At 73.2% G+C, this 24,965-nt stretch carries 25 protein-coding genes; 21 read left to right on the top strand and 4 right to left on the bottom strand.

Annotated features, from left to right (window positions below; genetic code table 11):
• Positions 1-6: 6 nt before the first annotated feature.
• A complete protein-coding gene (locus tag AB0F13_RS10795) occupies positions 7-2,355 on the bottom strand; it encodes a transglycosylase domain-containing protein (RefSeq protein WP_362078486.1) in 2,349 nt (782 codons plus the stop codon).
• A gap of 333 nt (positions 2,356-2,688) precedes the next feature.
• On the opposite strand from AB0F13_RS10795, the gene AB0F13_RS10800 reads away from it, so the two are divergent.
• From AB0F13_RS10800 to AB0F13_RS10815, 4 genes are all read left to right on the top strand, one after another.
• Complete coding sequence (locus AB0F13_RS10800; protein WP_362078489.1) at positions 2,689-3,492, top strand: ABC-2 family transporter protein; 804 nt, start codon at positions 2,689-2,691, stop codon at positions 3,490-3,492.
• A gap of 64 nt (positions 3,493-3,556) precedes the next feature.
• Positions 3,557-4,321 (top strand): ABC transporter permease, encoded by a 765-nt coding sequence (locus tag AB0F13_RS10805; RefSeq protein WP_362078834.1) that lies wholly within the window; start codon positions 3,557-3,559, stop codon positions 4,319-4,321.
• A gap of 37 nt (positions 4,322-4,358) precedes the next feature.
• Positions 4,359-5,324, top strand: coding sequence for an ATP-binding cassette domain-containing protein (locus AB0F13_RS10810; protein WP_362078492.1), 966 nt, complete (start codon positions 4,359-4,361; stop codon positions 5,322-5,324).
• A 68-nt stretch (positions 5,325-5,392) separates the two neighbouring features.
• A complete protein-coding gene (locus tag AB0F13_RS10815; protein ID WP_362078837.1) occupies positions 5,393-6,064 on the top strand; it encodes a DUF1707 domain-containing protein in 672 nt (223 codons plus the stop codon).
• A 174-nt stretch (positions 6,065-6,238) separates the two neighbouring features.
• On the opposite strand, the gene AB0F13_RS10820 is transcribed toward AB0F13_RS10815, so the two are convergent.
• Positions 6,239-7,564: an SGNH/GDSL hydrolase family protein gene (locus AB0F13_RS10820; RefSeq protein ID WP_362078495.1), complete on the bottom strand. Its 1,326-nt coding sequence runs from the start codon at positions 7,562-7,564 to the stop codon at positions 6,239-6,241.
• Between the two features lie 195 nt (positions 7,565-7,759).
• Between AB0F13_RS10820 and AB0F13_RS10825 the strand changes: the two genes are divergently transcribed.
• The 11 genes from AB0F13_RS10825 (at position 7,760) to AB0F13_RS10875 (ending at position 17,551) form a co-directional block, all read left to right on the top strand.
• Positions 7,760-9,109, top strand: a complete 1,350-nt coding sequence (locus AB0F13_RS10825; protein ID WP_362078498.1) for a DUF445 domain-containing protein — start codon at positions 7,760-7,762, stop codon at positions 9,107-9,109.
• A 201-nt stretch (positions 9,110-9,310) separates the two neighbouring features.
• The gene (locus tag AB0F13_RS10830; protein ID WP_362078501.1) at positions 9,311-9,511 is read left to right on the top strand and encodes a DUF3311 domain-containing protein; all 201 of its coding nucleotides are present in this window, start codon (positions 9,311-9,313) and stop codon (positions 9,509-9,511) included.
• Between the two features lie 41 nt (positions 9,512-9,552).
• Complete coding sequence (locus AB0F13_RS10835; RefSeq protein ID WP_362078840.1) at positions 9,553-11,034, top strand: sodium:solute symporter family protein; 1,482 nt, start codon at positions 9,553-9,555, stop codon at positions 11,032-11,034.
• A 40-nt stretch (positions 11,035-11,074) separates the two neighbouring features.
• A complete protein-coding gene (locus AB0F13_RS10840; protein WP_362078504.1) occupies positions 11,075-11,383 on the top strand; it encodes a DUF6412 domain-containing protein in 309 nt (102 codons plus the stop codon).
• A gap of 150 nt (positions 11,384-11,533) precedes the next feature.
• The gene (gene yidC, locus AB0F13_RS10845) at positions 11,534-12,541 is read left to right on the top strand and encodes a membrane protein insertase YidC (RefSeq protein WP_362078507.1); all 1,008 of its coding nucleotides are present in this window, start codon (positions 11,534-11,536) and stop codon (positions 12,539-12,541) included.
• A 91-nt stretch (positions 12,542-12,632) separates the two neighbouring features.
• The gene (locus tag AB0F13_RS10850; protein WP_362078510.1) at positions 12,633-13,490 is read left to right on the top strand and encodes a fumarylacetoacetate hydrolase family protein; all 858 of its coding nucleotides are present in this window, start codon (positions 12,633-12,635) and stop codon (positions 13,488-13,490) included.
• Between the two features lie 127 nt (positions 13,491-13,617).
• The gene (locus AB0F13_RS10855; RefSeq protein ID WP_362078513.1) at positions 13,618-14,961 is read left to right on the top strand and encodes a choice-of-anchor A family protein; all 1,344 of its coding nucleotides are present in this window, start codon (positions 13,618-13,620) and stop codon (positions 14,959-14,961) included.
• An 83-nt stretch (positions 14,962-15,044) separates the two neighbouring features.
• The gene (locus tag AB0F13_RS10860; RefSeq protein ID WP_362078516.1) at positions 15,045-15,479 is read left to right on the top strand and encodes a VOC family protein; all 435 of its coding nucleotides are present in this window, start codon (positions 15,045-15,047) and stop codon (positions 15,477-15,479) included.
• A 150-nt stretch (positions 15,480-15,629) separates the two neighbouring features.
• Positions 15,630-16,835 (top strand): helix-turn-helix transcriptional regulator, encoded by a 1,206-nt coding sequence (locus tag AB0F13_RS10865; protein WP_362078519.1) that lies wholly within the window; start codon positions 15,630-15,632, stop codon positions 16,833-16,835.
• 108 nt (positions 16,836-16,943) lie between these two features.
• Entirely contained in the window at positions 16,944-17,222 is a 279-nt protein-coding gene (locus AB0F13_RS10870) for a hypothetical protein (protein ID WP_362078522.1), read from the top strand.
• 44 nt (positions 17,223-17,266) lie between these two features.
• On the top strand, positions 17,267-17,551 hold the full coding sequence (locus AB0F13_RS10875; protein WP_362078843.1) for a DUF6255 family natural product biosynthesis protein: 285 nt from the start codon (positions 17,267-17,269) through the stop codon (positions 17,549-17,551).
• Here the strand turns inward: AB0F13_RS10875 and AB0F13_RS10880 are convergent.
• Both AB0F13_RS10880 and AB0F13_RS10885 read right to left on the bottom strand, forming a co-directional pair.
• Entirely contained in the window at positions 17,463-17,924 is a 462-nt protein-coding gene (locus AB0F13_RS10880; protein ID WP_362078525.1) for a heme-degrading domain-containing protein, read from the bottom strand. The genes AB0F13_RS10875 and AB0F13_RS10880 overlap by 89 nt on opposite strands.
• 109 nt (positions 17,925-18,033) lie before the next feature.
• Entirely contained in the window at positions 18,034-19,146 is a 1,113-nt protein-coding gene (locus tag AB0F13_RS10885) for a Gfo/Idh/MocA family oxidoreductase (protein WP_362078528.1), read from the bottom strand.
• A gap of 55 nt (positions 19,147-19,201) precedes the next feature.
• Between AB0F13_RS10885 and AB0F13_RS10890 the strand changes: the two genes are divergently transcribed.
• From AB0F13_RS10890 to AB0F13_RS10915, 6 genes are all read left to right on the top strand, one after another.
• A complete protein-coding gene (locus tag AB0F13_RS10890; protein WP_362078530.1) occupies positions 19,202-20,362 on the top strand; it encodes an ROK family protein in 1,161 nt (386 codons plus the stop codon).
• A gap of 105 nt (positions 20,363-20,467) precedes the next feature.
• Positions 20,468-21,280, top strand: coding sequence for a hypothetical protein (locus AB0F13_RS10895; RefSeq protein WP_362078533.1), 813 nt, complete (start codon positions 20,468-20,470; stop codon positions 21,278-21,280).
• 156 nt (positions 21,281-21,436) lie between these two features.
• Positions 21,437-22,216, top strand: a complete 780-nt coding sequence (locus AB0F13_RS10900) for an HAD-IIA family hydrolase (protein ID WP_362078536.1) — start codon at positions 21,437-21,439, stop codon at positions 22,214-22,216.
• Between the two features lie 147 nt (positions 22,217-22,363).
• The gene (locus AB0F13_RS10905; RefSeq protein ID WP_362078539.1) at positions 22,364-23,038 is read left to right on the top strand and encodes a hypothetical protein; all 675 of its coding nucleotides are present in this window, start codon (positions 22,364-22,366) and stop codon (positions 23,036-23,038) included.
• Positions 23,039-23,069: 31 nt separating this feature from the next.
• Positions 23,070-23,726, top strand: a complete 657-nt coding sequence (locus AB0F13_RS10910) for a class F sortase (protein WP_362078542.1) — start codon at positions 23,070-23,072, stop codon at positions 23,724-23,726.
• 164 nt (positions 23,727-23,890) lie between these two features.
• On the top strand, positions 23,891-24,934 hold the full coding sequence (locus AB0F13_RS10915; RefSeq protein ID WP_362078545.1) for a glycoside hydrolase family 6 protein: 1,044 nt from the start codon (positions 23,891-23,893) through the stop codon (positions 24,932-24,934).
• The last annotated feature ends 31 nt before the right edge of the window (positions 24,935-24,965 follow it).

The following is a 24,965-nucleotide window of genomic DNA, read 5'->3' on the forward strand; positions in this document are numbered from 1 at the left end:
TCCCCGTCAGTAGTCGTACTCCAGGAAGTCGCCGCCCCGGTGGTCGGCCGGGTGCCGTTCCCTGGCCTCGTTCGGTGGGAACCCGAAGGTGGGCAGTGGCGGTGTCGGGAAGCCCGGCGGGGTGACCGGTGGTGGCACCGGGATCGTCGGCGGCTCCGGCGGGCCGAAGGTCGGCGGGGTGCGCGGCGGTGCGGTGGTGGGTGAGGGAGTGCCGGTGGGTGTCGGGGGTGCGGTGGTCGGGGTGGGTTCCAGCATGGGGACGCCCGCGCCGCTCTGCAGTTCCAGGTCGAACTCCGTGGGCTCGGTGCCTTCGAGGGCGTCGGCGGTGTAGGCCGCCCAGATCTGTGCGGGGTAGCCGCCGCCGTTGATGCGGGGTTCTCCGGCGGCGCCGTACAGCGGCTTCTCGCTGCCGGTGTCGGGGTCCTGGCCCATGACGGCGACGACGGTGGCCAGGTCGGGGGTGTAGCCGGCGAACCAGGCGGCCTTGTCCTCCTCGGCCGTGCCCGTCTTGCCGGCCGCGGGCCGTCCCGCGGCCTGGGCCCTGCGGCCGGTGCCGCTGTCGACGACGCTCTGCAGGATGGAGGTGGTCGTGTCAGCGGCCTCGCGTGATACGACCTGCTTCGTTTCGCGGCCGTCCGGCAGCTGGACGTCCTCGGCGGCCTTGGAGACCTTCTCGACGAGTGTGTAGGAGCCGTGCCGGCCGTGGTTGGCGAGGGTCGCGTAGGCCTGGGTCATGTCCAGGACGCTGGCGGTGGCCGGGCCGAGTGCGATGGAGGGGGTGGCGGTGAGGTCGGGGGTGCCGGAGGGGATGCCGAGGGCGACGGCGGTGTCCTTGACGTTGGCGGGGCCGACGTCCTGGGCCATCTGCGCGTAGACGGCGTTGACGGACAGGTCGGTGGCCTTGGTGACGGTGATGCGGGGGTTGGAGTAGCCGTCCTCGTTCTCGGGGCTGTAGCCGACGGGGCCGTCCTTGCCCTGCACGGGGCGTCTGTTGGTGCCGTCGTAGACCGTGTTCGGGGTGATCGTGCGGCCGTCCTGTGTCGAGGAGCCGTTGTCGACGGCCGAGGTGAAGACGAACGGCTTGAAGGTGGAGCCGACTTGGTAGTCGCGGCGGGTGGCGTTGTTGACGTACTGCTTGGTGTAGTCGATGCCGCCGTAGAGGGCGACGACCTTGCCGGTCTTCGGGTCGATGGAGGCTCCTCCGGCGCGTACGTACCGGTCGACCTGGCGGTCGTCGCTGAGGTTGTCCATCAGCTGGCGGCGTACGGCGCTGACGAAGGCGTCCTGTTTCCGGCGGTCGATGGTGGTGACGATGCGGTAGCCGCCGGTGGCCAGCGTCGTCTCGTCGACGATCTTGTTGCTGGTGAGGTAGTCCTTGACGGCCTCGACGAGGTAGCCGCGCTGTCCTGCCATGCTCAGGCGCGGCTTGGCCTTGCCCGGCGTGGGGAACTGCATCGCGGCGCGTTCGGTGCGGCCGAGCCACTTCTTCTTCGTCATGCCGTCGAGCACGTAGTTCCAGCGGGCCAGGGCGCGTTGCCGGTTCTGGGGGTGGGCGCCGACGTCGTAGGCGGTGGGGGCGTTGAGGAGGGTGGCGAGGTAGGCGCCCTCGGCCGCGGTGAGCCTGTCGGAGTCCTTGTTGTAGTAGGCCTGGGCGGCGGCCTGGATTCCGTAGGCGTTGCGGCCGAAGTAGCTGGTGTTGAGGTAGCCCTCGAGGATGTCGTTCTTGCTCTCCTCGCGGTCCAGCTTGATGGCGATGAAGAATTCCTTCAGCTTGCGGCTGATGGTCTGTTCCTGGCCGAGGTAATAGTTCTTGACGTACTGCTGGGTGATGGTGGAACCGGACTGCTTGCCCTTGCCGGTGGCGGTGTTCCAGGCGGCGCGCAGCATCGCCTCGGGGTTGACGGCGGACTCGGAGTAGAAGTCGCGGTCCTCGGCGGCCAGGACGGCGTGCTGGACGTCCTTGGGGACCTTGCTCAGGGGCACGCTCTCGCGGTTGATCTCGCCGTCGCGGGCGAGCTGGCTGCCGTCGGCGTAGAGGAAGACGTTGCTCTCGGCGACGGCGGCCTTGTTGGCCGCGGGGATGTCCACGAGGGTGTAGCCGGCGACGAGGATGCCGACGACGATCAGGACGATCAGCAGGAAGCCGCCGAGGACCATGCGCCAGGTGGGTACGAGCCGGCGCCAGCCCGTGCGGCGGGGGCGGCGCGGCCGGCCGTGGCCGGTGCCATGGGTGGGGGCGCCGCGAGCTCCGGGCGCGCCGCCTGCCGGGGGCGCGCCGGTGCCCCGGGGCGCCCAGCCCGGCGGCGCGTGGCCGCCACCAGCGGGACGCCGCTGCTGTGACTGCTCGTCGCTCATGTCTCCTGGGACTCCTCGGCCGCCGCCGGGGTTGTGCGGCCGCGGCGGAGCGGTGTCGTGTCGGGCGGTTCCGACCTGCGTCGTAGGCCCCGGAAGACACTGTCGCATCATGCGTTCCGGGTGAAGGGCGTAGCGCACCTTTGAACAGCGCGGTAAGGACCGTTCGGGCCAGACGGACCACCCCATGGGGTGAAAATCCGTGGTTCCGTGCCGAGGTGTGCGGCTAGGCTCCTGCGCTTCGGGGTGCGGCGGTATCGGTGCGGTGGGCGTCGGGTGGGCGTCCGGTGGGCGAGTGGCTGGTCAAAGTGGTTCCACGGGGCGGGGGGTGACGGAGTGCGGCTGTATCCGGCCGTCGCGGTCAGCAGCTTCCGGCGGTACGCGACCTACCGGGTCGCGACCGTGGCGGGGGTCTTCACCAATACGGTGTTCGGCTTCATCGTCGCGTACACCTTCATTGCCCTGTGGAACGAACGTCCCCATCTGGGTGGGTACGACCAGTCGCAGGCCCTGACGTTCGTGTGGGTGACGCAGGCGCTGGTGGGAGCCTCTTGTCTGATCGGCGGGGGTTTCCAGGAGGAGCTGCAGGAGCGGATCCGCTCCGGTGACATCGCCGTCGACCTCTACCGGCCTGCGGACCTGCAGTTGTGGTGGCTGGCGAGCGATCTGGGGCGGGCGGCGTTCCAGCTGCTGGGCCGTGGTGCGGTGCCGCTGGCGGTCGGCGTGCTGTGCTTCGAACTGGCCCTGCCGGGATCGCCGTTGACGTGGCTGGTGTTCCTGCTGTCGGTGTGTCTGGGCATCGTGGTGGGTTTCGGCCTGCGCTATCTGGTGGCGCTGTGTGCCTTCTGGCTGCTCGACGGCTCGGGTGTGAACATGCTGAGCGGCCTGTTGTGCATCTTCTTCTCGGGGATGCTGCTGCCGTTGAACGTTTTCCCGGGTGTCTTCGGGGAGACGGTGCGGGTGCTGCCGTGGGCGGCGATGCTGCAGGTTCCGGCGGACGTTCTGCTGGGCCGCTACGGGGGCGCGGGGGGTACGGCGGGGGCGCTGGGGTTCCAGGCGGTGTGGGCGGTGGTGCTGCTGGTGGTGGGGCGCTGTGTGCAGGCGCTGGCCACCCGGAAGGTGGTGGTGCAGGGTGGCTGAATTCCCCGCCGGCCCGGGGGCGCGCGTGTACGAGGGCGTGCGTGCCTATGGCCTGATCGTCGGAATGTGGGTGCGGTCGGCGATGGCCTACCGCACGTCGTTCGTGATGATGGCGCTCGGCAACTTCGCGGTGACCGCACTGGATTTCGTCGCCATCGCCATCATGTTCTCGCACATCGACGCGCTCGGCGGTTTCACGCTGCCCGAGGTGGCTCTCCTGTACGGCACCACGAGCACCGCCTTCGGCCTGGCGGACCTCGCGCTCGGCAACATGGACCGCGTCGGCCGCCGGGTGCGCGACGGCACGATGGACACCCTGCTCGTGCGGCCGGCGTCGGTCCTGGCGCAGGTCGCCGCCGACCGTTTCGCGCTGCGCCGGCTGGGCCGGGTGACCCAGGGCGGGGTGCTGCTGGTCTGGGCGCTGGCCCGGCTGGATGTGCGGTGGACGCCGGTCTCGCTGCTCCTCGTGCCGGTGATGCTGGCCGCCGGTGCGGCGATCTTCGGTGCGGTCTTCGTCGCGGGTGCGGCGTTCCAGTTCCGGGCCAACGACGCGTCGGAGGTGCAGAACGCCTTCACCTACGGCGGTACGACGATGCTGCAGTACCCGCCGACGGTGTTCGCCACGGACCTGGTGCGGGGCGTCACGTTCGTCGTTCCGCTGGCGTTCGTCAACTGGCTGCCGGCGCTGCGGGTCCTGGGGCGCGACGATCCGCTGGGGCTGCCGGGCTGGGTGGACTTCGCCTCGCCGCTGGTGGCGCTGGTGTGCTGCGCGCTGGCCGGTCTGGCGTGGCGGGCGGGGCTGCGGAGCTATCGGAGTACGGGCAGTTGACGGCCGGGTGTCCGGCCTGGAGGAGGGTGGCTTCGGGGTGGACGGGTTCATCGAGCTCGACGGCGTCGAGAAGGTCTTCGAGGTGCGCCGCAGGGCGGGCCTGTGGCGCCGGGAGCGGCGCGAGGTGCGTGCGGTGGACGGCATCAGCTTCCGTGTGCCGCGGGGGGAGATGGTCGGCTACATCGGGCCCAACGGCGCGGGCAAGTCCACCACCATCAAGATGCTGACCGGCATCCTGACGCCCAGCGGCGGCAGGCTGCGGGTCGCGGGCATCGACCCCTCGCGTGAGCGTACGCGCCTGGCCCGTCGTATCGGTGTCGTCTTCGGGCAGCGCACCACGCTGTGGTGGGACCTTCCGTTGCGCGACTCCTACGGGCTGGTGCGCCGCATGTACCGGATCCCGGAGGGCCGTTACCGCGCCAATCTGGAGCGCTGTGTCGAACTCCTCGACCTGGCCGAGCTCCTGGAGGTGCCGGTGCGGCAGCTGTCGCTGGGGCAGCGGATGCGCGGGGACATCGCGGCGGCGCTGCTGCACGACCCCGAGGTGCTCTACCTCGACGAGCCGACGATCGGCCTGGACGTGGTCAGCAAGGCGAAGGTGCGGGAGTTCCTGCGGGACGTCAACGCGGAGCAGGGCACGACCGTGCTGCTCACCACGCACGACCTGACCGACATCGAGCAGCTGTGCAAGCGGGTGATGGTCATCGACCACGGGCGGCTGGTCCACGACGGCGGGCTGGACGGCCTGCACGCGGCGGGGAAGAGCGAGCGGACCCTCGTCATCGATCTGGAACGAGAGCTTCCGCCCATTGGGGACGTTCCCGGCGCCCGTACGGTGAAGGTCGAAGGGCCGCGCCAGTGGCTGGCGTTCGCCGCCACGCAGAGTGCGGCGCCGATCGTGGCCGCGGTCGCCGCGCGCTATCCGCTGGTCGACCTCTCGGTCCGCGAACCGGACATCGAAGACGTCATCGCGAAGATGTACGCGGACAGACAGGCGCTGTGAGAACCTGCGCCCGCCGTGGCCCGGCCGGCGGCCCTAGGCTGTCGGACATGACGAGCGAACTTCCTGAGATGCGGGCCTCCGACGCGGAGCGCGAGCGGGTCGCCGAGGCGCTGCGCGAGGCGGTCGCCGAGGGCCGGCTGGACCTGGAGGAGTTCGGGGAGCGTCTGGAGGCCGCGTACAAGGCCCGTACGCACGCCGAGCTGGAGCCGCTCGTACGGGACCTGCCGGTGCCCTCCGGGGCGGTGGCGCCCGTGCCGGCGGCCCCGGCGGCGGGGGACGCCGGCTGGGCGGGGCGCATCGGCGGGCGGGCGACGTCCAGGGGAGCCATCGGCGTCATGGGCGGCTTCCAGCGCCGTGGCGGCTGGACCGTGCCCCGCCTCTTCACGGCCTTCGTCTTCTGGGGCGGCGGTGAGATCGACCTGCGCGAGGCGCGCTTCGAGGACCGCGAGGTGGTCGTCCGCTGCATCGCGATCATGGGCGGTATGCAGGTCATCGTCCCGCCCGGGCTGGACGTGTACGTCGGCGGCGTCGGCATCATGGGCGGCTTCGACGACAACGCCACCGGCCCGGGCACGCCGGGATCGCCGACGGTGCGCGTCACCGGCCTCGCGTTCTGGGGCGGCGTCGGCGTCGACCGCAAGCCGACGAAGGCCGAGCGCAAGCGGCTGCGGGACGAGCGGCGCGCGGAGCGGCAGCTGGACCGGGAGGAGCGCCGGGACGGCGGCAAAACGCTTGAGTGATCGTTCCTGCTGTCGGTGGCAGGGCGCTCGGGGCGGGCTTCGCTCCGGGTGGCGGCGGGGTCCCGCGTGGAACGGTCCTGCGGGCAGCGGCGGGGCGCAGTGCGGCACGGGCCCGGGTGGTGGAACGGTTCTTGGGGCCGGCCGCGGGGTCCGTGCCCGGGGGAACGGCCGGGCTCAGAGCTCCGCCGCCGCCCGGCCCTTGAGCGTGTCGAGGTCCAGGGCGTCGGCCATCGCCCGGTAGCCGGCGTCGCTCGGGTGGAGGTGGTCGCCGCAGTCGTACGCCGGCAGGAGCCGCTGCGGATTCGCCGGGTCGCGCAGCGCACGGTCGAGGTCGACGACGTCGTCGAAGACGTCCCCGGCCCGGATCTCGGTGTTGACGCCCTGCCGCACCAGCTCCTGGTCCGGCCCGAGGCCCACCCGCCCGCCGAAGGGCGTCAGGGTCGCGCCGATCACCCGCAGCCCGCGCGCGTGCGCCCGCGCAACCAGCTGCCGCAGGCCCTCCGTGATCCGCCCCGGCTCGGTCTGCCGGGGCCGGCGCATGATGTCGTTGACGCCGAGCTCGACGACGACGGCCCGTACGCCCGCACGGGAGAGCACGTCGCGGTCGAAGCGCTCCAGGGCGCTGGGGTTGTTCCTGGGCGAGGAGCCCACGCCGCCCAGCAGGACGCGGTTGCCGCTGATGCCCTGGTTCAGGACGCCGTAGCGGGGTGCGCCGGGCTCGGAGCGCAGGCGGCGGGCGAGAAAGTCGGTCCAGCGGCGGTTGGCGCCCACCGTGGCGGAGACGCCGTCAGTGAGGGAGTCGCCGACGACCACGACCGCGCCCTGCGCCTCGGTGCTCCACACGTCGACGGCGGTGACGTAACGCCAGTACGGGGTCCTGCCCGTGTACGCGTTGCCGCCGCGCTCCGCGACCCGGTCGCCCTGCGCGAGGAAGGAGACCTGGCGGGCGTGCGGGTGGTAGGTGACCGGGCCGGAGGGGACCGGGGAGTACGTGGTCACCAGCAGGTCCGCCGCGTACTCCACGGTGAGCCGCACCGGGTCGCTGACCGTCGCCTGCCCCGCGGGAATCGTCACCGCCGGCCGTCCGCCGAACGTCAGCGACCGCATGCTGCCGGGCGCGGCCGCCGGGCTGCCGGGGGCGGCGGCGACGGCGAGCGAGGCGTGACCGACGGTCAGGGGCCGGTCGCCGAAGAGGTTGGAGAGGTGGATGCGGGCCATGCTGCCGGCGAGAGTGGTGTGCACCACGTTACGGATGGACCGTCCGGCGTAGCCGTGACCGGTGTTCGGTTCGGCGGCGGCCGGCGAGGTGGACCAGGCACCCACCCAGCCTCCGGCGGCCGCCGGAGCGGCGGAGCGCGGCGTCTCGGGCGCCCCGGCCCCGGGCCGGCCGCCGGAGCCGCCGGCCCCGGCGAATATCAGCGCCGGTACGGCGGCCACCACGGCTGCCAGTGCGGCGAGCACGGCGTAGGCCGCACCGCGCGACAGAGGTGGCCTGTTCATGGGCGGGTGACTCCTGGGGACGGCGGAGCATACCGCTCCGGGTGGCCTGGCGGCCGGGAGGACGACAGCCTCGCAGCGCGTGCTCGTGACATGTCATGGGCGACTTGTCAGACGCGGGGAACCCTTCGGCCGTTCCCCGAGTCGGTCGGTTAGGGACAATGCACGTGAGGACAGCCGGAACGGGTGGTGGTGCGCATGAAACGCTTCCATGGACAGCAGCCGCCTGCCGCTGGTGGCGGTTCGAATGCCGCCGATGGGGTGATGCCCGGTCGGAGCGCTGGTTTCACCTACAGCGCGGCGGACGAGGAGAAGCGGCGTGGAGTGCGCCGGATGAAGGCCTCCGCGACCGGGCTCCTGCTCGCCGTCGCCGTCGTCTACGCCCTCGCCGAGTGGGCGCGGACCTCCGGCTCGGGCGGCGGCTGGGCCGGCTATGTGGCGGCCGGGGCCGAAGCGGGCATGGTGGGCGCGCTCGCCGACTGGTTCGCAGTCACCGCGCTGTTCCGGCGCCCGATGGGCCTGCCGATCCCGCACACGGCCATCATCCCCACCAAGAAGGACCAGCTCGGCCGGAGCCTGGGGGATTTCGTCGGCGAGAACTTCCTCTCCGGCGACGTGGTGCGCGTACGCCTGCGCGCGGTCGGCATCGGCTCCCGGCTGGCCGCCTGGCTCGCCGAGCCCGCACACGCCGACCGGGTGACCGGCGAGGCGGCCACGGCCCTGCGCGGCGCCCTGCGGGTGCTGCGGGACTCCGACGTGCAGGCGGTCGTCGGCGAGGCCATCACCCGCCGGGCGGACGCCGTCGAGATCGCGCCCGGCATCGGCACGATGCTGGGGAAGGTCGTCGCCGACGGCGGCCACCGCAAGGTCGTGGACCTGGTGTGCGTACGGGCCCACGACTGGCTCGTCGCGCACAGCGACTCGGTGATGGCCGCGGTCACCGGCGGCGCCCCCGGCTGGACCCCCCGCTTCGTCGACCGCAAGGTCGGCGAGCGCGTCTACAAGGAACTGCTGCGCTTCGTCACCGAGATGCGCGACATGCCGGAGCACCCGGCCCGTGACGCGGTCGACCGCTTCCTCGCCGACTTCGCCCACGACCTGCGGACCGACGACGACACCCGGGCCCGCGTCGAGCGGCTCAAGGCCGAAGTGCTGGGCCGCGGCGAGGTCCAGGACCTCATCGCCTCGGCATGGTCCTCGGTACGCGCCATGATCGTGGCCGCCGCGGAGGACGAGCGCAGCGAACTGCGGCTGCGCACGCGGGCATCGGTCCTGTCACTGGGCGCGCGGATGACGGCCGATGAGCGCCTGCGGGCGAAGGTCGACGGCTGGCTGGAGGATGCCGCCGTCTATGTGGTGACGACCTACCGGGACGAGATCACCTCCCTGATCACGGAAACGGTCGCCGGCTGGGACGCCGAACAGACCTCCCGCAAGATCGAGGCCCACATCGGCCGTGACCTGCAGTTCATCCGCATCAACGGCACGGTGGTGGGCGCGCTGGCAGGCCTGCTGATCTACACGGCGTCGAGGCTGGTGGGGGCGTGATCCCGTGCCCGCCCGGGCGGCCGTCCATCCTGTCCGGGCAACCATCCAGCCCGTCTGGGGGCACCTCCCAGCGATAGCTGGGGGAGTTTGAGCACCGGGGTCCGGGGGCGGAGCCCCGTCACGCGGCGGAGCCGCATATCGGTCACAGCGGGAAGGGGCGGGGTGGGGAGAAACCGCCGGTCACGACCTAGGGTCGACGCCGTGCTGAAGAAACGTCCCCACCTGCTGTGGCTCCTGGCCCCGTACGCGCTCTACCTCGCCTCCCTGCCACTGACGGACCGCATCCACCCCACCATCCTCGGCCTCCCCTTCCTGTTCTTCTGGCTCCTGCTGGCCACCCTCCTCACCCCGGCCGCCGTCTTCCTCGCCTGGCGGGGCGACCGCAAGCGAGGCCGCGCGTGAGCGCCGACGCCGCCACCGCGTCGGCGATCTTCGGCGGCTTCATGGTCCTGACCGTGGCCCTCGGCCTCCTCGCCGTACGCGGCCGCGGCGCGACCAGTGGCCTCGCCGAGTGGTCGGTGGGCGGCCGCAGCCTGGGCACGGTCTTCATCTGGGTCCTGATGGCCGGTGAGGGCTACACCAGCTTCAGCTACCTCGGCGCGGCCGGCTGGGGCTACAACCACGGCGCCCCGGTCCTGTACGTCATCGCGTACCTCTCCTGCGGCTACGCCATCGGCTACGTCGTCGGCCCGATGCTCTGGGCGTACGCCCGGCGCCACGGCCTGGTGAACATCACCGACATGGTGGCGCACCGCTACGACAGGCCGTGGCTCGGCGCGGTGGTGGCCGTCCTGGCGACGGTGTGCCTGCTGCCGTACATCCAGCTGCAGATCACCGGGATGGGTGTCGTCGTCTCGACGATCTCCTACGGGGCGATCAGCCTGAACTGGGCCTACTTCATCGCCTTCGCGGTGACGACGGGCTTCGTGGTGGTCAGCGGACTGCGCGGCAGCGCCTGGGTGTCGGTGCTGAAGGACGTGCTGGTCATCGGCACGCTGGGCTTCCTGGCGTGCTACGTGCCCCTGCACTACTTCGACGGCTACGGGGCCTTCCTGGAGCGGATCGTGGCGGAGAAGCCGGAGTGGCTGACCTTCACCGGACACGGCGGGAGCGGCCTGGGCGGTGGCTGGTTCGTGACGACGAGCTTTCTCAACTCCCTGACGGTCGTCATCTTCCCGACGACCGTGGCGGGCTATCTGAGCGCGCGCAACGCCGACGCGCTGCGGCGCAACGCGATGCTGCTGCCGTTCTACAACGTGCTGTTGTTCGTGCCGATGCTGCTGGGGCTGGCGGCGGTCTTCGTGGTGCCGGGGCTGACGGGGGCGGGCTCGAACCTGGCGCTGTTCAAGCTGGTCGTCGACTCGCTGCCGGCGTGGGCGGTCGGGGTGATCGGGGTGGCGGCGGCGCTGTCGTCGATCGTGCCGATGGCGGTGTTCATGCTGGTCATCGGGACGATGTGGGGGAGGAGCGTGCTGGGGGCGGTGCCCGCGCTGGCCGGCCGGCCGGACCGGCAGAAGGCGGCGGCGCAGGTCGTCGTCGTGGTCGCCGGCGCGCTGGCGCTGATCCTGACGTACACCGAGCCCAACACGCTGGTGCGGCTGTCGCTCATCTCGTACGAGGGCATGGCGCAGCTCGTACCGATGATCCTGCTGGGGCTGGTGTGGCGCAGGCTGACGCTGTGGGGGGCGGTGAGCGGACTGGTCGCGGGCGGTGCGCTGGTGTGCGGCCTCGTCTTCACCGAGCACGATCCCGTGTGGGGCGTGAACGCGGGCGCACTGGCGCTGGCCGTGAACGTGGCCGTGGCCGTGGCGGTGTCGTGGTGGGGGCCGAAGCCGGTGGACGCACGGCCGGACGCCGAGGTGCTGGCGGAGGATCCGGGACCGGAGGCGGCCCTGGGGGAGACCGTTGTCAGTGGCCCGGTCTAACATCGGAACGAACGACTGGACGAGGGAGAGGGGGAGGAGCATGGTGAACAACATCTTCCGTGCGCACCTGAGCGTGCTCCTTCTCCTGCTCTGCGAACTGCTGCTCGTCCAGGGCAGCTTGATGAGCGTGGTCGCCCTCGCCGCCACCGCCGTCGTGGTGGCCACGGCCGCGCTGTTGCTGTGCGCGGCCGCCGCCGCCCGTACGGGCGGCCCGCTGACGCCGACGCGCATACGCACCGCGATACGGGACCGGGAGCTGCGCACGGCATTCCTCGCCCAGCGCGATCCCGACGCGCAGGGCCGCCGACGGCCCCGGGCGCCCGGTCGTCCCCTCCTGACGGCCGCGTAGGCGCTTCGCACCCTGATTCCCTGATTCCAGGGGACGCCCCTTGTGCGGGCTTCCCCGAAGGGCTGCGCTGCCCGCGCGGCTCGTCACGCCGAATTCCCTTGCTTCCTGGCTTCCTTCGGCACGACGAGACCCGTGGAGGGCTCACCCACCATGTCCCTTTTCTCACCCCTGTTCACCTCGCTCGGCTCCCTGCTCACCCACCTCGCCGACGGCCTCGACGTGGCCTTCGGCGCGTCGGCCACCGCCGCCGCGATCGTGGTCTTCACCTGCGTGGTGCGGCTCGCGCTCCACCCGCTCGCCCGCTCTGCGGCCCGGGGCGAGCGGAAGCGTGCCGAGCTCGCGCCCCGCCTCGCCGAACTGCGGCGCAAGCACGGGAAGGACCCCGAGCGGCTCAAGCAGGAGGCCGCCGCGATGTACCGGAAGGCGGGATCGTCGCCGTTGGCGGGCTGCCTGCCGATGCTGGCTCAGCTGCCGGTGTTCTACGTCATGTACCACCTGTTCTCGACCGGCGACGGCGCCGGGAACCTGCTGGAGCACACGCTGCTGGGCGCACCGCTCGGCGACCGGTGGACGGACGCGCTGGCCCACGGCGGACTCGTGGGCGGGCGGGGACTGGTCTACCTGGGCCTGTTCGCGCTGGTGGGTGCCGTTGCCACGTGGACGTACCTGCGCGGCCGGAAGACCGTGGCGGCGCCGGCGGCGACGGGCGCGGCGGACGGGCCGGTGCCGGGCATGGCGGCGATGGCGAAGGTGATGCCGCTGCTGTCCTTCGGCACGCTCGTCACCGCTGCCGTGCTGCCGCTGGCGGCGGCCCTGTACCTGGTCACGAGCACGACGTGGACGGCGGTCGAGCGGGCGCTGCTGCAGCCGCTGCGTACATCGCAGGAGCAGACCGGGAGCCTGGTGGACAGACAGGCCGAGGGCCGGGCGGAGGAGCAGACCGAGGGCCGGGCGGAGGAGCAGACCGAGGGCCGGGTCGAGGCGCACGCGGCAGGCCGGAGCAACGGACAGGCCAAGGGACAGGCCCAGGGCCGGGCCAGGAGTCAGGCCAGGAGCCGGGCCAGGAGTCAGGCCAAGGGCCGGGCCCAGGGGCAGGCGAAGGGCCGGGCGAAGGGCCGGGCCAAGAGTCGGACCAAGGGGCGGACTTCCGCCACTTAGGGGTCCGCGGACTGAAACGGGTCTTGCGGAGAGACCCTCCGTTCTTGGACGATCATCCGGGGCCGGCTGACGACTTCGGGGAGTTGGAGCGATGAGGCTGCTGCGTGTCGGAACCGCTGGAGCGGAGCGCCCGGCGCTGCTGGACGAGGACGGGACACTGCGCGACCTCTCCGCGCTGGTGCCGGATGTGGACGGAGCGCTGCTCGCCGACGAGTCCGCGCTGGCGCGGATCCGGGCGGCCGTCGGGGCCCGCATCCTGCCCGCCCTCGACGGGCGGGGGCTGCGGATCGGTCCGCCCGTCGCCCGCATCGGCAAGATCGTGGGCATCGGGGTGAACTACCACGACCTCGTGGCCGCGGCGGGGATGCGGCCGCCGGCCGAACCGGTGGTGTTCCTCAAGGCGCCGGACACGGTGATCGGCCCGGACGACACGGTGCTCGTGCCGCGCGGCAGCGTGAAGACCGACTGGGAGGCCGAGCTGGCCGTCGTCATCGGGCGCACGGCCCGCTATCTGCGGACGGATGAGGAAGCCCTGGCGGCGGTGGCGGGCTACGCCGTGGCCCACGACGTCTCCGAGCGCGAGTTCCAGAACGAGCGCGGCGGGCAGTGGGACAAGGGCAAGAACTGCGAGACGTTCAACCCGCTCGGGCCCTGGCTGGTGACCGCGGACGAGATCCCCGACCCGCAGACCCTGGGCATACGGCTGTGGGTCAACGGCGAGCTGATGCAGGACTCCGGCACGGCGCGGCAGATCTTCCCGGTCGCCCACGTCGTGCGCTATCTCAGCCACTTCATGACGCTGTACCCGGGCGACGTCATCAACACCGGCACCCCGGCCGGCGTGGCGGTCGGGCGGCCCGACCCCAAGCCGTATCTGCGGGCGGGGGACGTGGTGGAGCTGGAGATCGACGGGCTGGGCCGGCAGCGGCAGGAGTTCAAGGACGCGTGACCGGCCCCCGGGTGCCGGACCCGGCTCCCGGCTCCTGGCTCCTGGCCTTGGGCCGTTCGGGGGTGTGCAGGGGCATGCGGGCGTGTGCTGTCGGGTTCCCGCGGCCGTAGTAGGCATATTTTCGGACATGTATCGGAACGGGAGCAGTCACCGCCGGGTGTCCCGTCCGGCGGCCACCGTCTTCGCCACGCTGGCCGCCATCGGAGGCACGCTGCTGGCCGGTGCGTTCGCCGCACCGGACCTGGACCGCGGTGGCGAACCGGAGACTGCCGGACCGGGCCCCTGCGTGCCGGGCATGTGCCCGGCCTCGTACCCCGAGCCGCACAACGGTCCGGTCGCGGGCCGGGACAACGGCGTCAACGTCTTCGTCGGCGGTGACTTCGCGGTGCGCCGGGCGGCGTCGGCCGCCGAGGGCAGGATCGTCGTGCTCGGTGACTTCGGTCTGGCCAAGGGTGCCGGGACGGCCCCGGCCTACCAGGTGGGGTTCGCCGGTGTCGGCTCCCGGGTGCCGCCGGACAACGGTTCGGCGTTCCTCCGCGTGGGCGGCAACCTCAGGCTCGCGGCCGGCCGGCGGCTGGTGGCGGAGGAAGGCCCGGTCAGCGGAACCGTGACGTACGCGGGCGGCCGGGCGGGCACCGGCACGGTGAGCCCGAAGGCCGTCCACGACGTCGCCGCCGTGGCCGCGGACCATGACCTGCGTGAGGAGCTGACCTCCACGAGCACCTGCTACGCCTACGACAAGGGCGTTCCCCGCAAGGCCACGGGCACCGCCGTCAACCGGGGCCCCGCCACGGTCTTCACCGGCGACGGCTTCTCCGGCCTGCAGGTCTTCAACGTCCCCTTCGACCTGACCGCCCCGGGCGGTGGTCCGCAGAACCTCACCTTCGAGCGCGTCCCCGCCGAGGCGACCGTGCTCGTCAACCTCACCAACCCCGGCAGTGATGTGCACAGGCTCAACACCTCGGCCGCCAGGATCGCCGGCGTGCGCCGGGAGCGGCTCCTGTGGAACATCCCGGACGCCAAGGAGATCCACCTGGCCGGCACCGGCCAGCTCGACGGCTCGGTCCTCGCCGGCCGCCGCTCCAGCCTCATCCACCTCACACTCGCCGGTGTGAACGGCCGTCTCTTCACGGCCGGTTCCCTCGTCCACGAGTCCGCAGCGGGCACGGCCGGCCAGACCATCCGTGCCTACCCCTTCACCGGCCGCCTCCCCGACTGCGGCACGGGCCCCACTCCCGAGGCTCCCGACGGGGCGGCCGGACCGCCACCCGTCCCGGCCCCCGGCAACGGAGGCCCGGGCGACGCGTCCGTCCCGTTCGTCGGCGGCACGGTCGCGGGTGACGGCCACGAACTGGCGCGCGGCGGACCGCCGATGAGTACGGAGATGGTGATCGGCGCCTCGCTCATGACGGCGGGCGCCGGGCTGGCCCTGCTGGTGCTGCACCGGCAGCGGGGGCCCGGCTGGGAATAGCTGGGAACAAGGGCCCGCTCCGCTCCGTGGACACGAGGGCCCCGGCGGCCTCCGGCGCGCGGACTCCTCAGTAGGCTCCGGCCATGGCATATACCTTCCAGGTGACCGTCGACTCGGCCGATCCGCACGCGCTCGCCGACTGGTGGGCCGACGCCCTGGGCTGGGAGGTGGAGCCCAGCGACGAGGCGTTCATCCGCCGGATGATCGACGCCGGCCACGCGAGCGAGGACGACACCACCACCCACCGCGGGGTCCTCGTATGGAAGACCGGCGCCGGGATCCGCCACCCGGAGGGCCTGGACCGCGCGCCGCGCATCCTCTTCCAGCTCGTACCGGAGCCCAAGACGGTCAAGAACCGCGTCCATCTCGACGTGCGCACCGGCACCGATGACCCCCGGAGCGTGGTCGAGCGGCTGATCGCCAAGGGGGCCACGCTCCTGCACGAGGGCAGGCAGGGACCCTACGCATGGACCACCCTCGCCGATCCGGAGAACAACGAACTCTGCGTATCGCCGTAGTCCCGCGAGGCGGACCGAGGCCCCGAGCCGCCGTGGAACGGGCCGGGCCCGCTCAGGCGCGGAGGACGGGACGGGTAGGGCGGCCGGGTCCCTTGCCCCGCCGGGCGTACTGTGGGTTGAAGCGGTTCAACTCCTCCTACAGGCGGGGCTATGGCGGCGACCCTCGGAGACCGGCTGGGCGAACTGCGCGTACGGCGCGGCCTGACCCAGGAGGAGCTGGCCGAGAAGGCGCGGCTCAGCGTGGACACGGTGCGGAAACTGGAACAGAACCGCCGGTTCACGGCCCGCATGAGCACGCTCAACAGTCTTGCCCGCGCCCTGGACACCGAGACGTCCGCGCTCCTGGGGCCGCCCGCGGTACTGGCGTCGTCCGCCGGGGCCGAGCCGCCCAGCGTTCTGGCGCTCCGGCAGGCCGTGACACCCCTGTCCGGCTTCCCCGGCCTGGGCGACGAGGACGACGTCCCGCCTCCTGCCGTCGGCGCGTTGCGCGACAGCTTCCGCACCACGGAAGGCATCCGCCGCCGCGGTGAGTTGACGAAGATCACGGCACTGCTGCCCACGCTCCTCGCCGACAGCCGGGCAGCGGTCCGCCACTGCGCGCTGGACGAGCGCCCGGCCGCGTACGCCGTGCTGGCCGAGGCGTACCAGGTGGCGGCCACCACGCTGACCGCCTTCGGTAAGGAGGACGCCGCCTACACCGCCCTGGAGAGGTCCATGGAGGCCGCGGCGCGTTCCGACGACCCCCACCTGGAGATCATCGGCGTCTCCACCCTGTCGTGGATCTTCACCAAGCAGGGTCGCATCGCCGACGCCGAGCGGGTTGCCGTGCGGATGGCGGAACGCATCGAGCCGGGGTTCAGGTCGGCCCCCCTCGACCTCGCGCTCTGGGGCATCCTGCTGCTCCGCGGCGCGACCGCGGCGGTCAGAGCGGGCCGCGCGGACACGGCGGAGGACCTGCTGTCCCTCGCCGATGCGGCCGCCGCCCGCATCGGCGCCGACCGCCTCGACTACGCCACCCCGTTCGGGCCGACCAACGCAGGCGTCGCCACGGTCAACGCCTACGTCGACATGGGCAAGCCCGACAAGGCCCTCACCCACGCCGCCCGTATCCCCGGCCTGACCACCCTCCCGCCCACCTGGCTCGCCCGGCACCACCTCGACCGCGCCCAGGCCTACGCGGAGATGAACCGCGACGGCGAAGCCACACGCGCCCTGCTGGCAGCCGAACGAACGGCCCCGGAATGGATGCGCTACCACGCCTCCTCCCGCCACCTCGTGACAGAACTGCGCGGGCGTGAGCTGCGCCGCAGTTCCCCGATCAAGGACCTCGCGCTCCGTCTGGAGGCCGACGGCTAGGACGCCATGTCCCAGCCGGCCCGGCGGCTCGCACACCCTGTCCCTGGGCCGACGGCGCACCACGCCGCATGGTGTTCGGAGGATCACCACCCATTCCCGGGAGCAGTCATGCACGACGGCGCCGACGAGCAGACCGACAGCCGTACCCTCTCCGCCCAGCGGCGGGACGCGGAGCTCAGGTCAAAGGTGCGCGAAGTCAACGAACGCAGCGGGGAAGGCCGGGCCACGGCCAGCTCACCCGTCGGCTGTGCCGAGTGCGTCGAGTTGGAAGCCGCGCGGCGGCAGGCCGCCGCGGGCGGCGACCGGGTGCGGGCCGAGGACGCCACGATCGCCGTGCGCAGTCACTTCCGCGACGCGCACCTGCTGCCGAGCGGACGCAACCGGTGACCGTCGGCCGGGCGGTGCCTACCGCGTACGCCGCGGGCCGGGTCGTGAGCCACTGCCCGCACCCCGCCGGCTGGACCCGCGCCGGAGGCGAAGCGCGCTGCGGCAGCTGCGGCACCCGGCGCTTCGCCGACTACGCCGCACTGCGCCCGTCGGGGCTGCCCGCGGTGGTCACCCCGTCAGCCGCCGACGGAAGCGCGGCGGACCGTGCGGCGGCCCGCAACGTGATGGCACGGCAACGCCCTACAGCTCCAGGAACCGTTCCAGCGCCTCCACCACCAGCGCGTGGTCGTCCGCCTGGGACAGCCCCGACACCGCCACCGCGCCGATGACGCCGACGCCGCGCACCCGCAGCGGGAAGGCGCCGCCGTGTGCGGCGTAGCGGTCGGGGTCCAGGCGCGAGTCCTCCTCGAAGGTGCGGCCCTTGACGCGGAATCGGGCGCCGACCAGGTAGGAGGAGGCGGCGTAGCGCTCGACGACGCGGCATTTGCGGTCGAGCCAGGCGTCGTTGTCGGCGGAGGTGCCGGGCAGGGCGTGGTGGAAGAGGCGCTGGGGGCCGCGGAGGACGGCGACGGCGACCGGTGCGCCGCGCTCGCGGGCCAGTTCGGTGAGGAGGGAGCCCAGGCGCCAGGCGTCGTCGTGGTCGAACTGGTCGAGGACCAGGCGGCGTTCGTCGTCCGTCAGGCGGGCGATTTCCTCGTTCACCGGGCGTCCTCGAGGGGGGAGCCAGGGGAGCCCAGGCGCCAGGCGTCGTGGTCGAAGTGGTCGAGGACCAGGCGGTGTTCGTCGTCCTCCAGGCGGGCGGTCTCCTCGGTCACCGGGCGTCCTCGTCCAGGGCGATCGTGCGGCCTTGCGCCGCCGACGCCTTCGCCGCCTCCAGCACGCGCAGCGCCGCTGCCGCCTCCCCGGCCGTGACCGGGGGCCGGTCACCCGTGCGCAACGCGTGGGCGATCGCGGCGTAGTACGCGGGGTAGTCGCCCGCGAGGGTCGGCACCGGTTCGCCGCCGCCGGTCAGCGGGGACTCGCCCGCGCCCAGGCGCCCCCACGAGGACTCGGCCTCCACGCCCCACGCTGTCGTACCGCCCGGCCGCAGGCCCTCGCGGAGCGCGCCCTCCTGCGGGTCGAGCCCGTACTTGACGTATCCGGCCGTGTCGCCGAGCACCCGGAAGCGGGGCCCGAGCTGGGCGGTGGTGGCGCTCATCCACAGGTGGGAGCGGACGCCGCTGTCGTGGGTCAGGGCGATGAACGTGTCGTCGTCGGCCTCGGCTCCCGGCCGGCGCACGTCCACCTCGGCGTAGACCGTGGCGGCCGGGCCGAAGAGGGTGAGGGCCTGGTCGACGAGGTGGCTGCCCAGGTCGTAGAGGATGCCGCCGACCTCCGCCGGGTCGCCCGATTCGCGCCAGCCGCCCTTGGGGCGGGGGCGCCAGCGCTCGAAGCGGGACTCGAAGCGTTGGACGCAGCCCAGGGAGCCGTCGGCGATCAGCCGGGAGACGGTGCGGAAGTCGTTGTCCCAGCGGCGGTTCTGGAAGGCGCTGAGCAGCAGGCCCCGGCTGTCGGCGAGCGCGGCCAGGGACCGGGCCTCGGCGGCGGTCGCGGCGAGCGGCTTGTCGACGACGACCGGCAGCCCGGCCTCCAGGGCCGTCCGGGCGAGCGGCACGTGGGTGCGGTTGGGGGAGGCGATGACGACGAGGTCGAGCTCGCCGGCGCGGGCGAAGAGCTCGTCCGCGGCGGTGACGGTCCGCACGCCGGGGTGCTCGGCGAGGGCCTGCTCCCGGCGTTCGGGGTTGGCGGTCACCACCGTGTCGAGGGCGAGGCCCTCGGTGGCGGCGACGAGCGGGGCGTGGAAGACGGAGCCCGCGAGGCCGTAGCCGATGAGGCCGACGCGGAACGGAGCGCGGGGGGTGCCGGTGGTGTCGTCATCATCCATGCCTCCACTTTGGCAACAGTGTTGCGTAAGTGCAAGCGGAGGGGAGAATGGAGGGGTGAGCACCCTCCGCACCGGCCGTCTCGGCGCCAACCTCTCCGCCCTGCGCGACCACAATGCCGCCGTCGTCCTCGGCCTGCTGCGCGACGCGGGCGAGCACGGCGCCAGCCGGTCGGAACTGGCCGCCCGCACCGCCCTGACCCCGCAGGCCGTCAGCAAGATCACGGCACGGCTGCGGGCGGCCGGCCTCGCGGCCGAGGCGGGCCGCCGCACCTCCACGGGCGGGAAACCCGCCACTGTCCTGCGCCTGGTCCCCGGCGCCGCGCACGCCATCGGCCTCCACCTCGACCGCGATGCGGTCACGGCCACCCTGGTCGACCTCGCCGGCACCGCCCTCGCCACCCGCACCGCACCCCTCGCCTTCGGCGCGGATGCCGGTGCGGTGCTCGACGCGGTGACGGCCGAGGTGGGCGCGGTGCGGGCAGAGGCGGCGCGGGCCGGGCGCGAAGCGGTCGCCGTCCTCGGGGCCGGCGTCGCCGCACCGGGCCCCCTCGATCACCGGAGCGGCGTCCTGCACCGCGTCACCGGCTTCCCCCAGTGGGACGGCTTCCCCCTCCGCGACGCGCTCGGCGACCGCCTCGGCCTGCCCGTCGTCCTCGACAAGGACACCAACGCCGCCGCCCTCGGCCTCGCCCTGCGCGGCCCGCGCGACGCCGCCGCCCGCGGCGCAGGCTCCTTCGCCTACCTCCACCTCGGCACCGGACTCGGCGCCGGCCTCGTGCTCGGCGGCGGTGTCCACCGGGGAGCCAGGACCGGGGCGGGGGAGTTCGGGCACCAGGTGCTGCAGCTCGACGGGCCCCCGTGCCCGTGCGGCAGGCGCGGCTGCGTCGAGGTCCTGTGCCTGCGCGCCGTCGCCGAAGGCGACACCCCCCGCGCCGCCCGCCTGCTGGGCACCGCCGCCGCCAACCTCGTCCAGCTGCTCGACATCGACCTCGTGCTGCTCGGCGGCCGGACCGTGCTGGCCGACGCCGGGCCGTACGTACGCGGCGTACGCGCCGAACTCCCCGCCACCGTCCCCGTGGCCGTCACCCCCGGCGGCGAGCGCACCGTGGTCGAGGGCGCGGCCGAGCTCGTCCTCGCCCCGCTGTTCGGCCGCAGCGGACCGGCCGCCACCACCCGGCCGGATGAAAGGACAATCGGCCTATCGGGTGGCATCTGACGCCCGGTCGGATGTACGCCCCGCGCCGCGCACCGGGCAGCCGTCGCGCACGGGGTGGGATGGACCCCGTACGACGACCGGACCCCCACCCGCAAAGGTCCCGCGATGGCTGCGATGTTCGCGTTGTCCCCGCCCCGCCTCCCGGAGCCCGTCCGGCGAGCCCTCCTCGTCGGCGCCGCCGTCCTGACGCTCGGCGTGGCCGCCGGCGCCGCCCGTTCCCCGGCCGACACCCCGCAGCCGCACTGCGGCGACCCCCGCAGCGCCGAATTCCCCATCACCTCACGGCTGAGCGGCGGACCCGGCACCTACGAACGCGGCGGCGCACCGCGGATGTGGCGGCTGGAGCTGCGCAACGTCACCGCCGCCGAGTGCCGGGCCGTCCACCCCGTCGCGGTCCTGGCCGACAAGGGGCGCGCCCTCGAACCCGGCCACTTCCACCTGGACTTCTACGACCCGGGCAGCTCACGCTGGCTGCCCGTCGAGTTCGAGCGGACGGAGGAGGCCGAGAACGTCGGGGTGCTGGACGGCCGCTCCGACGACTCCCCCGGTTTCCCGGGCTTCGTCGTCCCCCCGCACGGGGCGGTCACCGTGCCCCTGCGGCTGACCTTCACCGACAAGGCACCCGAAGGGCCGGTCACCGCCAATGTCACGGCGGTGCAGAAGCGCGGCGAGGACGGTGCGTGGGTGGGGGAGTCCGGCGACTACACCTTCGCCGTCGAGCACGAGGCGCCCTCCCCCCGGCCCGGCCGCACCGGCCGCACCGGCCGGGCGGTGCCCGGCGAGGACCTGCCGCCCGTACTGGCCGACACGGGCGACGCGCTCCCCCTGCTCGGCATGGGCGCCGCCGCCTGCGCCCTGCTGGCCGGCGGGGCGGTGCTGGTGATCGGCGCCCGGCGGCCGGCACGACGACGCCGCTGACCGGACCGGACCGGCCCGTCGCCCGCCCCGCGCACCGCCGCCCGGAAGGCTCACCCGGCCGACTGATTAGGCTGGGGGTGCCGGGACGGCACACGAGTGGTGCCGTTCCGGCGTCCCCGGTCCCAGCGATGGGCACAGCACGGCAGGAGCACCGCAGTGGCAGAGCGCAAGCCGATCGAGTCCTGGCTCACCGACATGGACGGCGTCCTGATGCACGAGGGCATTCCGGTGCCCGGGGCGGACGCCTTCATCAAGGGGCTCCGCGAGTCGGGCAAGCCCTTCCTCGTGCTGACGAACAACTCGATGTACACCCCCCGTGACCTGCACGCCCGCCTGCAGCGGATCGGCCTCGACGTGCCGGTGGCCAACATCTGGACCTCCGCCCTGGCCACCGCCAAGTTCCTGGACGACCAGCGCCCCGGCGGCACCGCCTACGTCATCGGCGAAGCCGGGCTGACCACCGCCCTGCACGACATCGGCTACGTCCTCACCGACTCCGACCCCGACTACGTCGTGCTCGGCGAGACCCGCACGTACAGCTTCGAGGCGCTCACCAAGGCCATCCGCCTGATCAACAACGGTGCCCGCTTCATCGCCACCAACCCCGACGAGACCGGGCCCTCCGCCGAGGGGGCCCTGCCCGCCACCGGCTCCGTCGCCGCGCTGATCACCAAGGCGACCGGCCGCGAGCCCTACTTCGTCGGCAAGCCGAACCCGCTGATGATGCGGGCCGGGCTCAACGCCATCGGCGCCCACTCCGAGAGCAGCGCCATGATCGGCGACCGCATGGACACCGACATCCTGGCCGGGCTCGAGGCCGGCATGGAGACCTTCCTGGTGCTGACCGGGCTCACCCGGGCCGGGGAGGTCGAGCTCCACCCCTTCCGCCCGTCCTGGGTGGTCGACTCCATCGCGGACCTCGTCGAGCTGATCTGAGCCGGTCCGGGCCAGCTGTCCGTGGCCCCTCGACCGCCGGAGGCCGGCACAAGGACCTCCGGCGGTCGCCAAATGGAGCAATAGCGCTACGGAGCGGATGCGAGCCCCTGCTCCGCCGGTGAACCTCTGGATAACAGGAGGTTCACCATGGCTTCAGCCCGCATCGCCCTCTGTGGTGCCCTGACGCTGCTGGCCGCCGTCTCGGCGGTCCCCGCGCAGGCCCATGACGGCCCCGTCACCACGTCCGGAACCATTGAGCTCACCCCTGTCACCAGCAGGCCCGGCGCCGACGTACGGCTGCGCGTCTCCGGCTGCGCCGGCGCGCGGGCGACCGCCACCTCCGAGGCGTTCGTCGCCGACGCCAAGCTCGCCAAGGACCCGGCCGGCATGGTCGCCGAGACGACCGTCCGCGAGACCGCGACCGCCGGGACCTACCCCGTCCGCGTGCACTGCGACGGCCGCGACACCACGGCCGCCGGCGAGCTGACCGTCGTCACCGACGGCAGGGAACTGCCCGACCCCCGCCCCGCCGGCCACCCGGGCGACGGCCCCGGCCGGGCCCGTACCGAGCGCGACCGCGGTGACCGTGGTGAGAACGGTGACCGCGGTGACCGTGGTGAGTACGGCGATCAGGACGGCCGGGACCCCCTGGACCCGCACTCCTCGCCCGTCGCCCCCGTGCCCGCCGGTGCCGGCGGCACCGCCCCCGCGGCCACCGCCGAGGCACCCGACACCCCCGGGCTCGTCCTGGCCGGCACCACCGCGGCCATCGCCGGCGCCCTGATCTGGTACCGACGGCGCACGAACGCGGCACAGCGGTGAGCCGGCGCGAGCCGGAAGGTGATCCACCGCCATGTCCGAAGCCCGCACGAGCGGTACCGGGCGCCTCCTGACCGGGGCGGCCTGGGCCGCGCTGCTGATGGTGCTGTGGCTGTGGGGCCGTCACATCACCGAAGCGGCGCCCGGTGTCTCCCCCACGACCGAAGACGCCGCCGTGGGGCGCCCGGCCGCAGAGCCGCTGCCACCGCCCCGCCGGCCCCTGCCGGGCGCCCGCCCGCAGAGCCTGACCGTCAAGGCGATCGGGGTCCGGGCCGCCGTCGAGGGCCGCGGCCTCGACCGCTCGGGCGCCGTGGAGCCGCCCCCGTACAACAGGCCCCGAACGGTCGCCTGGTACCGCGGCGGGCCCCAGCCGGGCGCCCCCGGCCCGGCCGTCCTCGTCGGACACCTGGACACCGACCGCGCCCCCGGCGTCTTCTACGGACTCGGCGGCCTCCGGCGCGGCGAGCAGATCACCGTCGGCCGCGCGGACGGCTCCACCGCCGAGTTCACCGTCGAGGACGTGGCCGTCTTCACCAAGAAGCGCTTCGACGCCGCGAAGGTCTACGGCCCCCGCGTCAAGGGCCGAGCCGAACTGCGCCTGATCACCTGCGGCGGCGACTACGACCGCGCCCGGCGCTCGTACAGCGCCAACGTCGTCGTCTCCGCCTACCTGACGGGAACACCCAGGTGACCGGGCCGGACGGCCCCGGACCGGCCCGGTTCCCCGGTCGTCCAAGAGGGCTACCCCGGCCCGTGTCGTGCCATGACCGCCCGCGGCCGTGGGCACGTCTGTGCCAGCATGGGGAAGGCACCTCCAACGGCACCTCCACAGGCAGTACACCCAAGGGGGAGTGGATGTACGGCAGCAACACCGGCCACACGCGCCGGGGCACCGGGGCGCTGGCGCGCACGGGAGCGGTGGGGGTGCTCCTGCTTCTCGCGGTCAGCGGCTGCTCCTCATCGGGCGATTCGCCCAAGAAGGACGCCTCCGTCCAGCCGCCCTCCCAGCAGCCCAAGGGCCGGTCACCGTTCTGGGTGAACCCGGACGGCACGGCGGCGAAGGAGGCCGCCCGGCTGCGCCGGTCGGGCAAACAGGACGACGCCGAGCTGATCCAGAAGATCGCCGGCCAGCCGGTCGCGGAGTGGGTGGGCATCGACGACCCGGAGGGCCAGACGCGCGGCTTCACCGAGGCCGCCGCCAAGGCCGACCGTGACGCGCTGCTGGTCCTCTACAACATCCCGCACCGCGACTGCGGCCAGTACTCGCAGGGCGGCGCCTCCGACGGCGACGCCTACCGCGCCTGGCTGGACCGGGCGGTCCGGGGCATCGGCGACCGCAGTGCGACCGTCGTCCTGGAGCCGGACGCGCTGCCGCACATGGAGGACGGCTGCACGCCGCAGGAGTACCACGAGGAGCGGTTCGCGCTGCTGAAGGAGGCCGTCGGCAAGCTCAAGGCGCTGCCGAGGACCAAGGTCTATCTGGACGCCGGCAACCCCAGCTGGGTCACCCCGGCCGACCGGATGGCCGAGCCGCTGCGGCGGGCCGGCATCGGGCAGGCCGACGGGTTCGCGCTCAACGTCGCCAACTTCCAGAGCACGGACGACAGCAAGGACTACGGCCACCGGCTCTCCCGCCTCGTGGGCGGCAAGCACTTCGTCGTCGACACCAGCCGCAACGGCAACGGCCCGCTCACCGGCGGCGACCACGAGAAGGCCTGGTGCAACCCCTCCGGCCGGGCCCTGGGCGAGCCCCCGACCACCCGAACCGGTGACGCACGGGTCGACGCCTTCCTGTGGATCAAACGGCCGGGGGAGTCGGACGGCGCCTGCAAGGGTGGCCCGGGCGCCGGACAGTGGTGGGAGACCTACGCCCTCGAACTGGCCCGCAACTCCCGCTGATCCTCCCCCGCCACATCCGTCACATCCGCCG

Source organism: Streptomyces sp. NPDC026206 (genome assembly GCF_040638465.1).
In the GTDB taxonomy this organism is placed as follows: Bacteria; Actinomycetota; Actinomycetes; order Streptomycetales; family Streptomycetaceae; genus Streptomyces.

Bases quoted from the DNA above. Each gene is read 5' to 3' on its own strand.
- AB0F13_RS10795 (WP_362078486.1), bottom strand. From the start codon at position 2,355: ATGAGCGACGAGCAGTCACAGCAGCGGCGTCCCGCTGGTGGCGGCCAC.
- AB0F13_RS10805 (WP_362078834.1), top strand. From the start codon at position 3,557: ATGTGGGTGCGGTCGGCGATGGCCTACCGCACGTCGTTCGTGATGATG.
- AB0F13_RS10815 (WP_362078837.1), top strand. From the start codon at position 5,393: ATGCGGGCCTCCGACGCGGAGCGCGAGCGGGTCGCCGAGGCGCTGCGC.
- AB0F13_RS10820 (WP_362078495.1), bottom strand. From the start codon at position 7,564: ATGAACAGGCCACCTCTGTCGCGCGGTGCGGCCTACGCCGTGCTCGCC.
- AB0F13_RS10825 (WP_362078498.1), top strand. From the start codon at position 7,760: ATGAAACGCTTCCATGGACAGCAGCCGCCTGCCGCTGGTGGCGGTTCG.
- AB0F13_RS10835 (WP_362078840.1), top strand. From the start codon at position 9,553: ATGGTCCTGACCGTGGCCCTCGGCCTCCTCGCCGTACGCGGCCGCGGC.
- AB0F13_RS10840 (WP_362078504.1), top strand. From the start codon at position 11,075: ATGGTGAACAACATCTTCCGTGCGCACCTGAGCGTGCTCCTTCTCCTG.
- yidC (WP_362078507.1), top strand. From the start codon at position 11,534: ATGTCCCTTTTCTCACCCCTGTTCACCTCGCTCGGCTCCCTGCTCACC.
- AB0F13_RS10850 (WP_362078510.1), top strand. From the start codon at position 12,633: ATGAGGCTGCTGCGTGTCGGAACCGCTGGAGCGGAGCGCCCGGCGCTG.
- AB0F13_RS10855 (WP_362078513.1), top strand. From the start codon at position 13,618: ATGTATCGGAACGGGAGCAGTCACCGCCGGGTGTCCCGTCCGGCGGCC.
- AB0F13_RS10860 (WP_362078516.1), top strand. From the start codon at position 15,045: ATGGCATATACCTTCCAGGTGACCGTCGACTCGGCCGATCCGCACGCG.
- AB0F13_RS10865 (WP_362078519.1), top strand. From the start codon at position 15,630: ATGGCGGCGACCCTCGGAGACCGGCTGGGCGAACTGCGCGTACGGCGC.
- AB0F13_RS10870 (WP_362078522.1), top strand. From the start codon at position 16,944: ATGCACGACGGCGCCGACGAGCAGACCGACAGCCGTACCCTCTCCGCC.
- AB0F13_RS10885 (WP_362078528.1), bottom strand. From the start codon at position 19,146: ATGGATGATGACGACACCACCGGCACCCCCCGCGCTCCGTTCCGCGTC.
- AB0F13_RS10895 (WP_362078533.1), top strand. From the start codon at position 20,468: ATGGCTGCGATGTTCGCGTTGTCCCCGCCCCGCCTCCCGGAGCCCGTC.
- AB0F13_RS10905 (WP_362078539.1), top strand. From the start codon at position 22,364: ATGGCTTCAGCCCGCATCGCCCTCTGTGGTGCCCTGACGCTGCTGGCC.
- AB0F13_RS10910 (WP_362078542.1), top strand. From the start codon at position 23,070: ATGTCCGAAGCCCGCACGAGCGGTACCGGGCGCCTCCTGACCGGGGCG.
- AB0F13_RS10915 (WP_362078545.1), top strand. From the start codon at position 23,891: ATGTACGGCAGCAACACCGGCCACACGCGCCGGGGCACCGGGGCGCTG.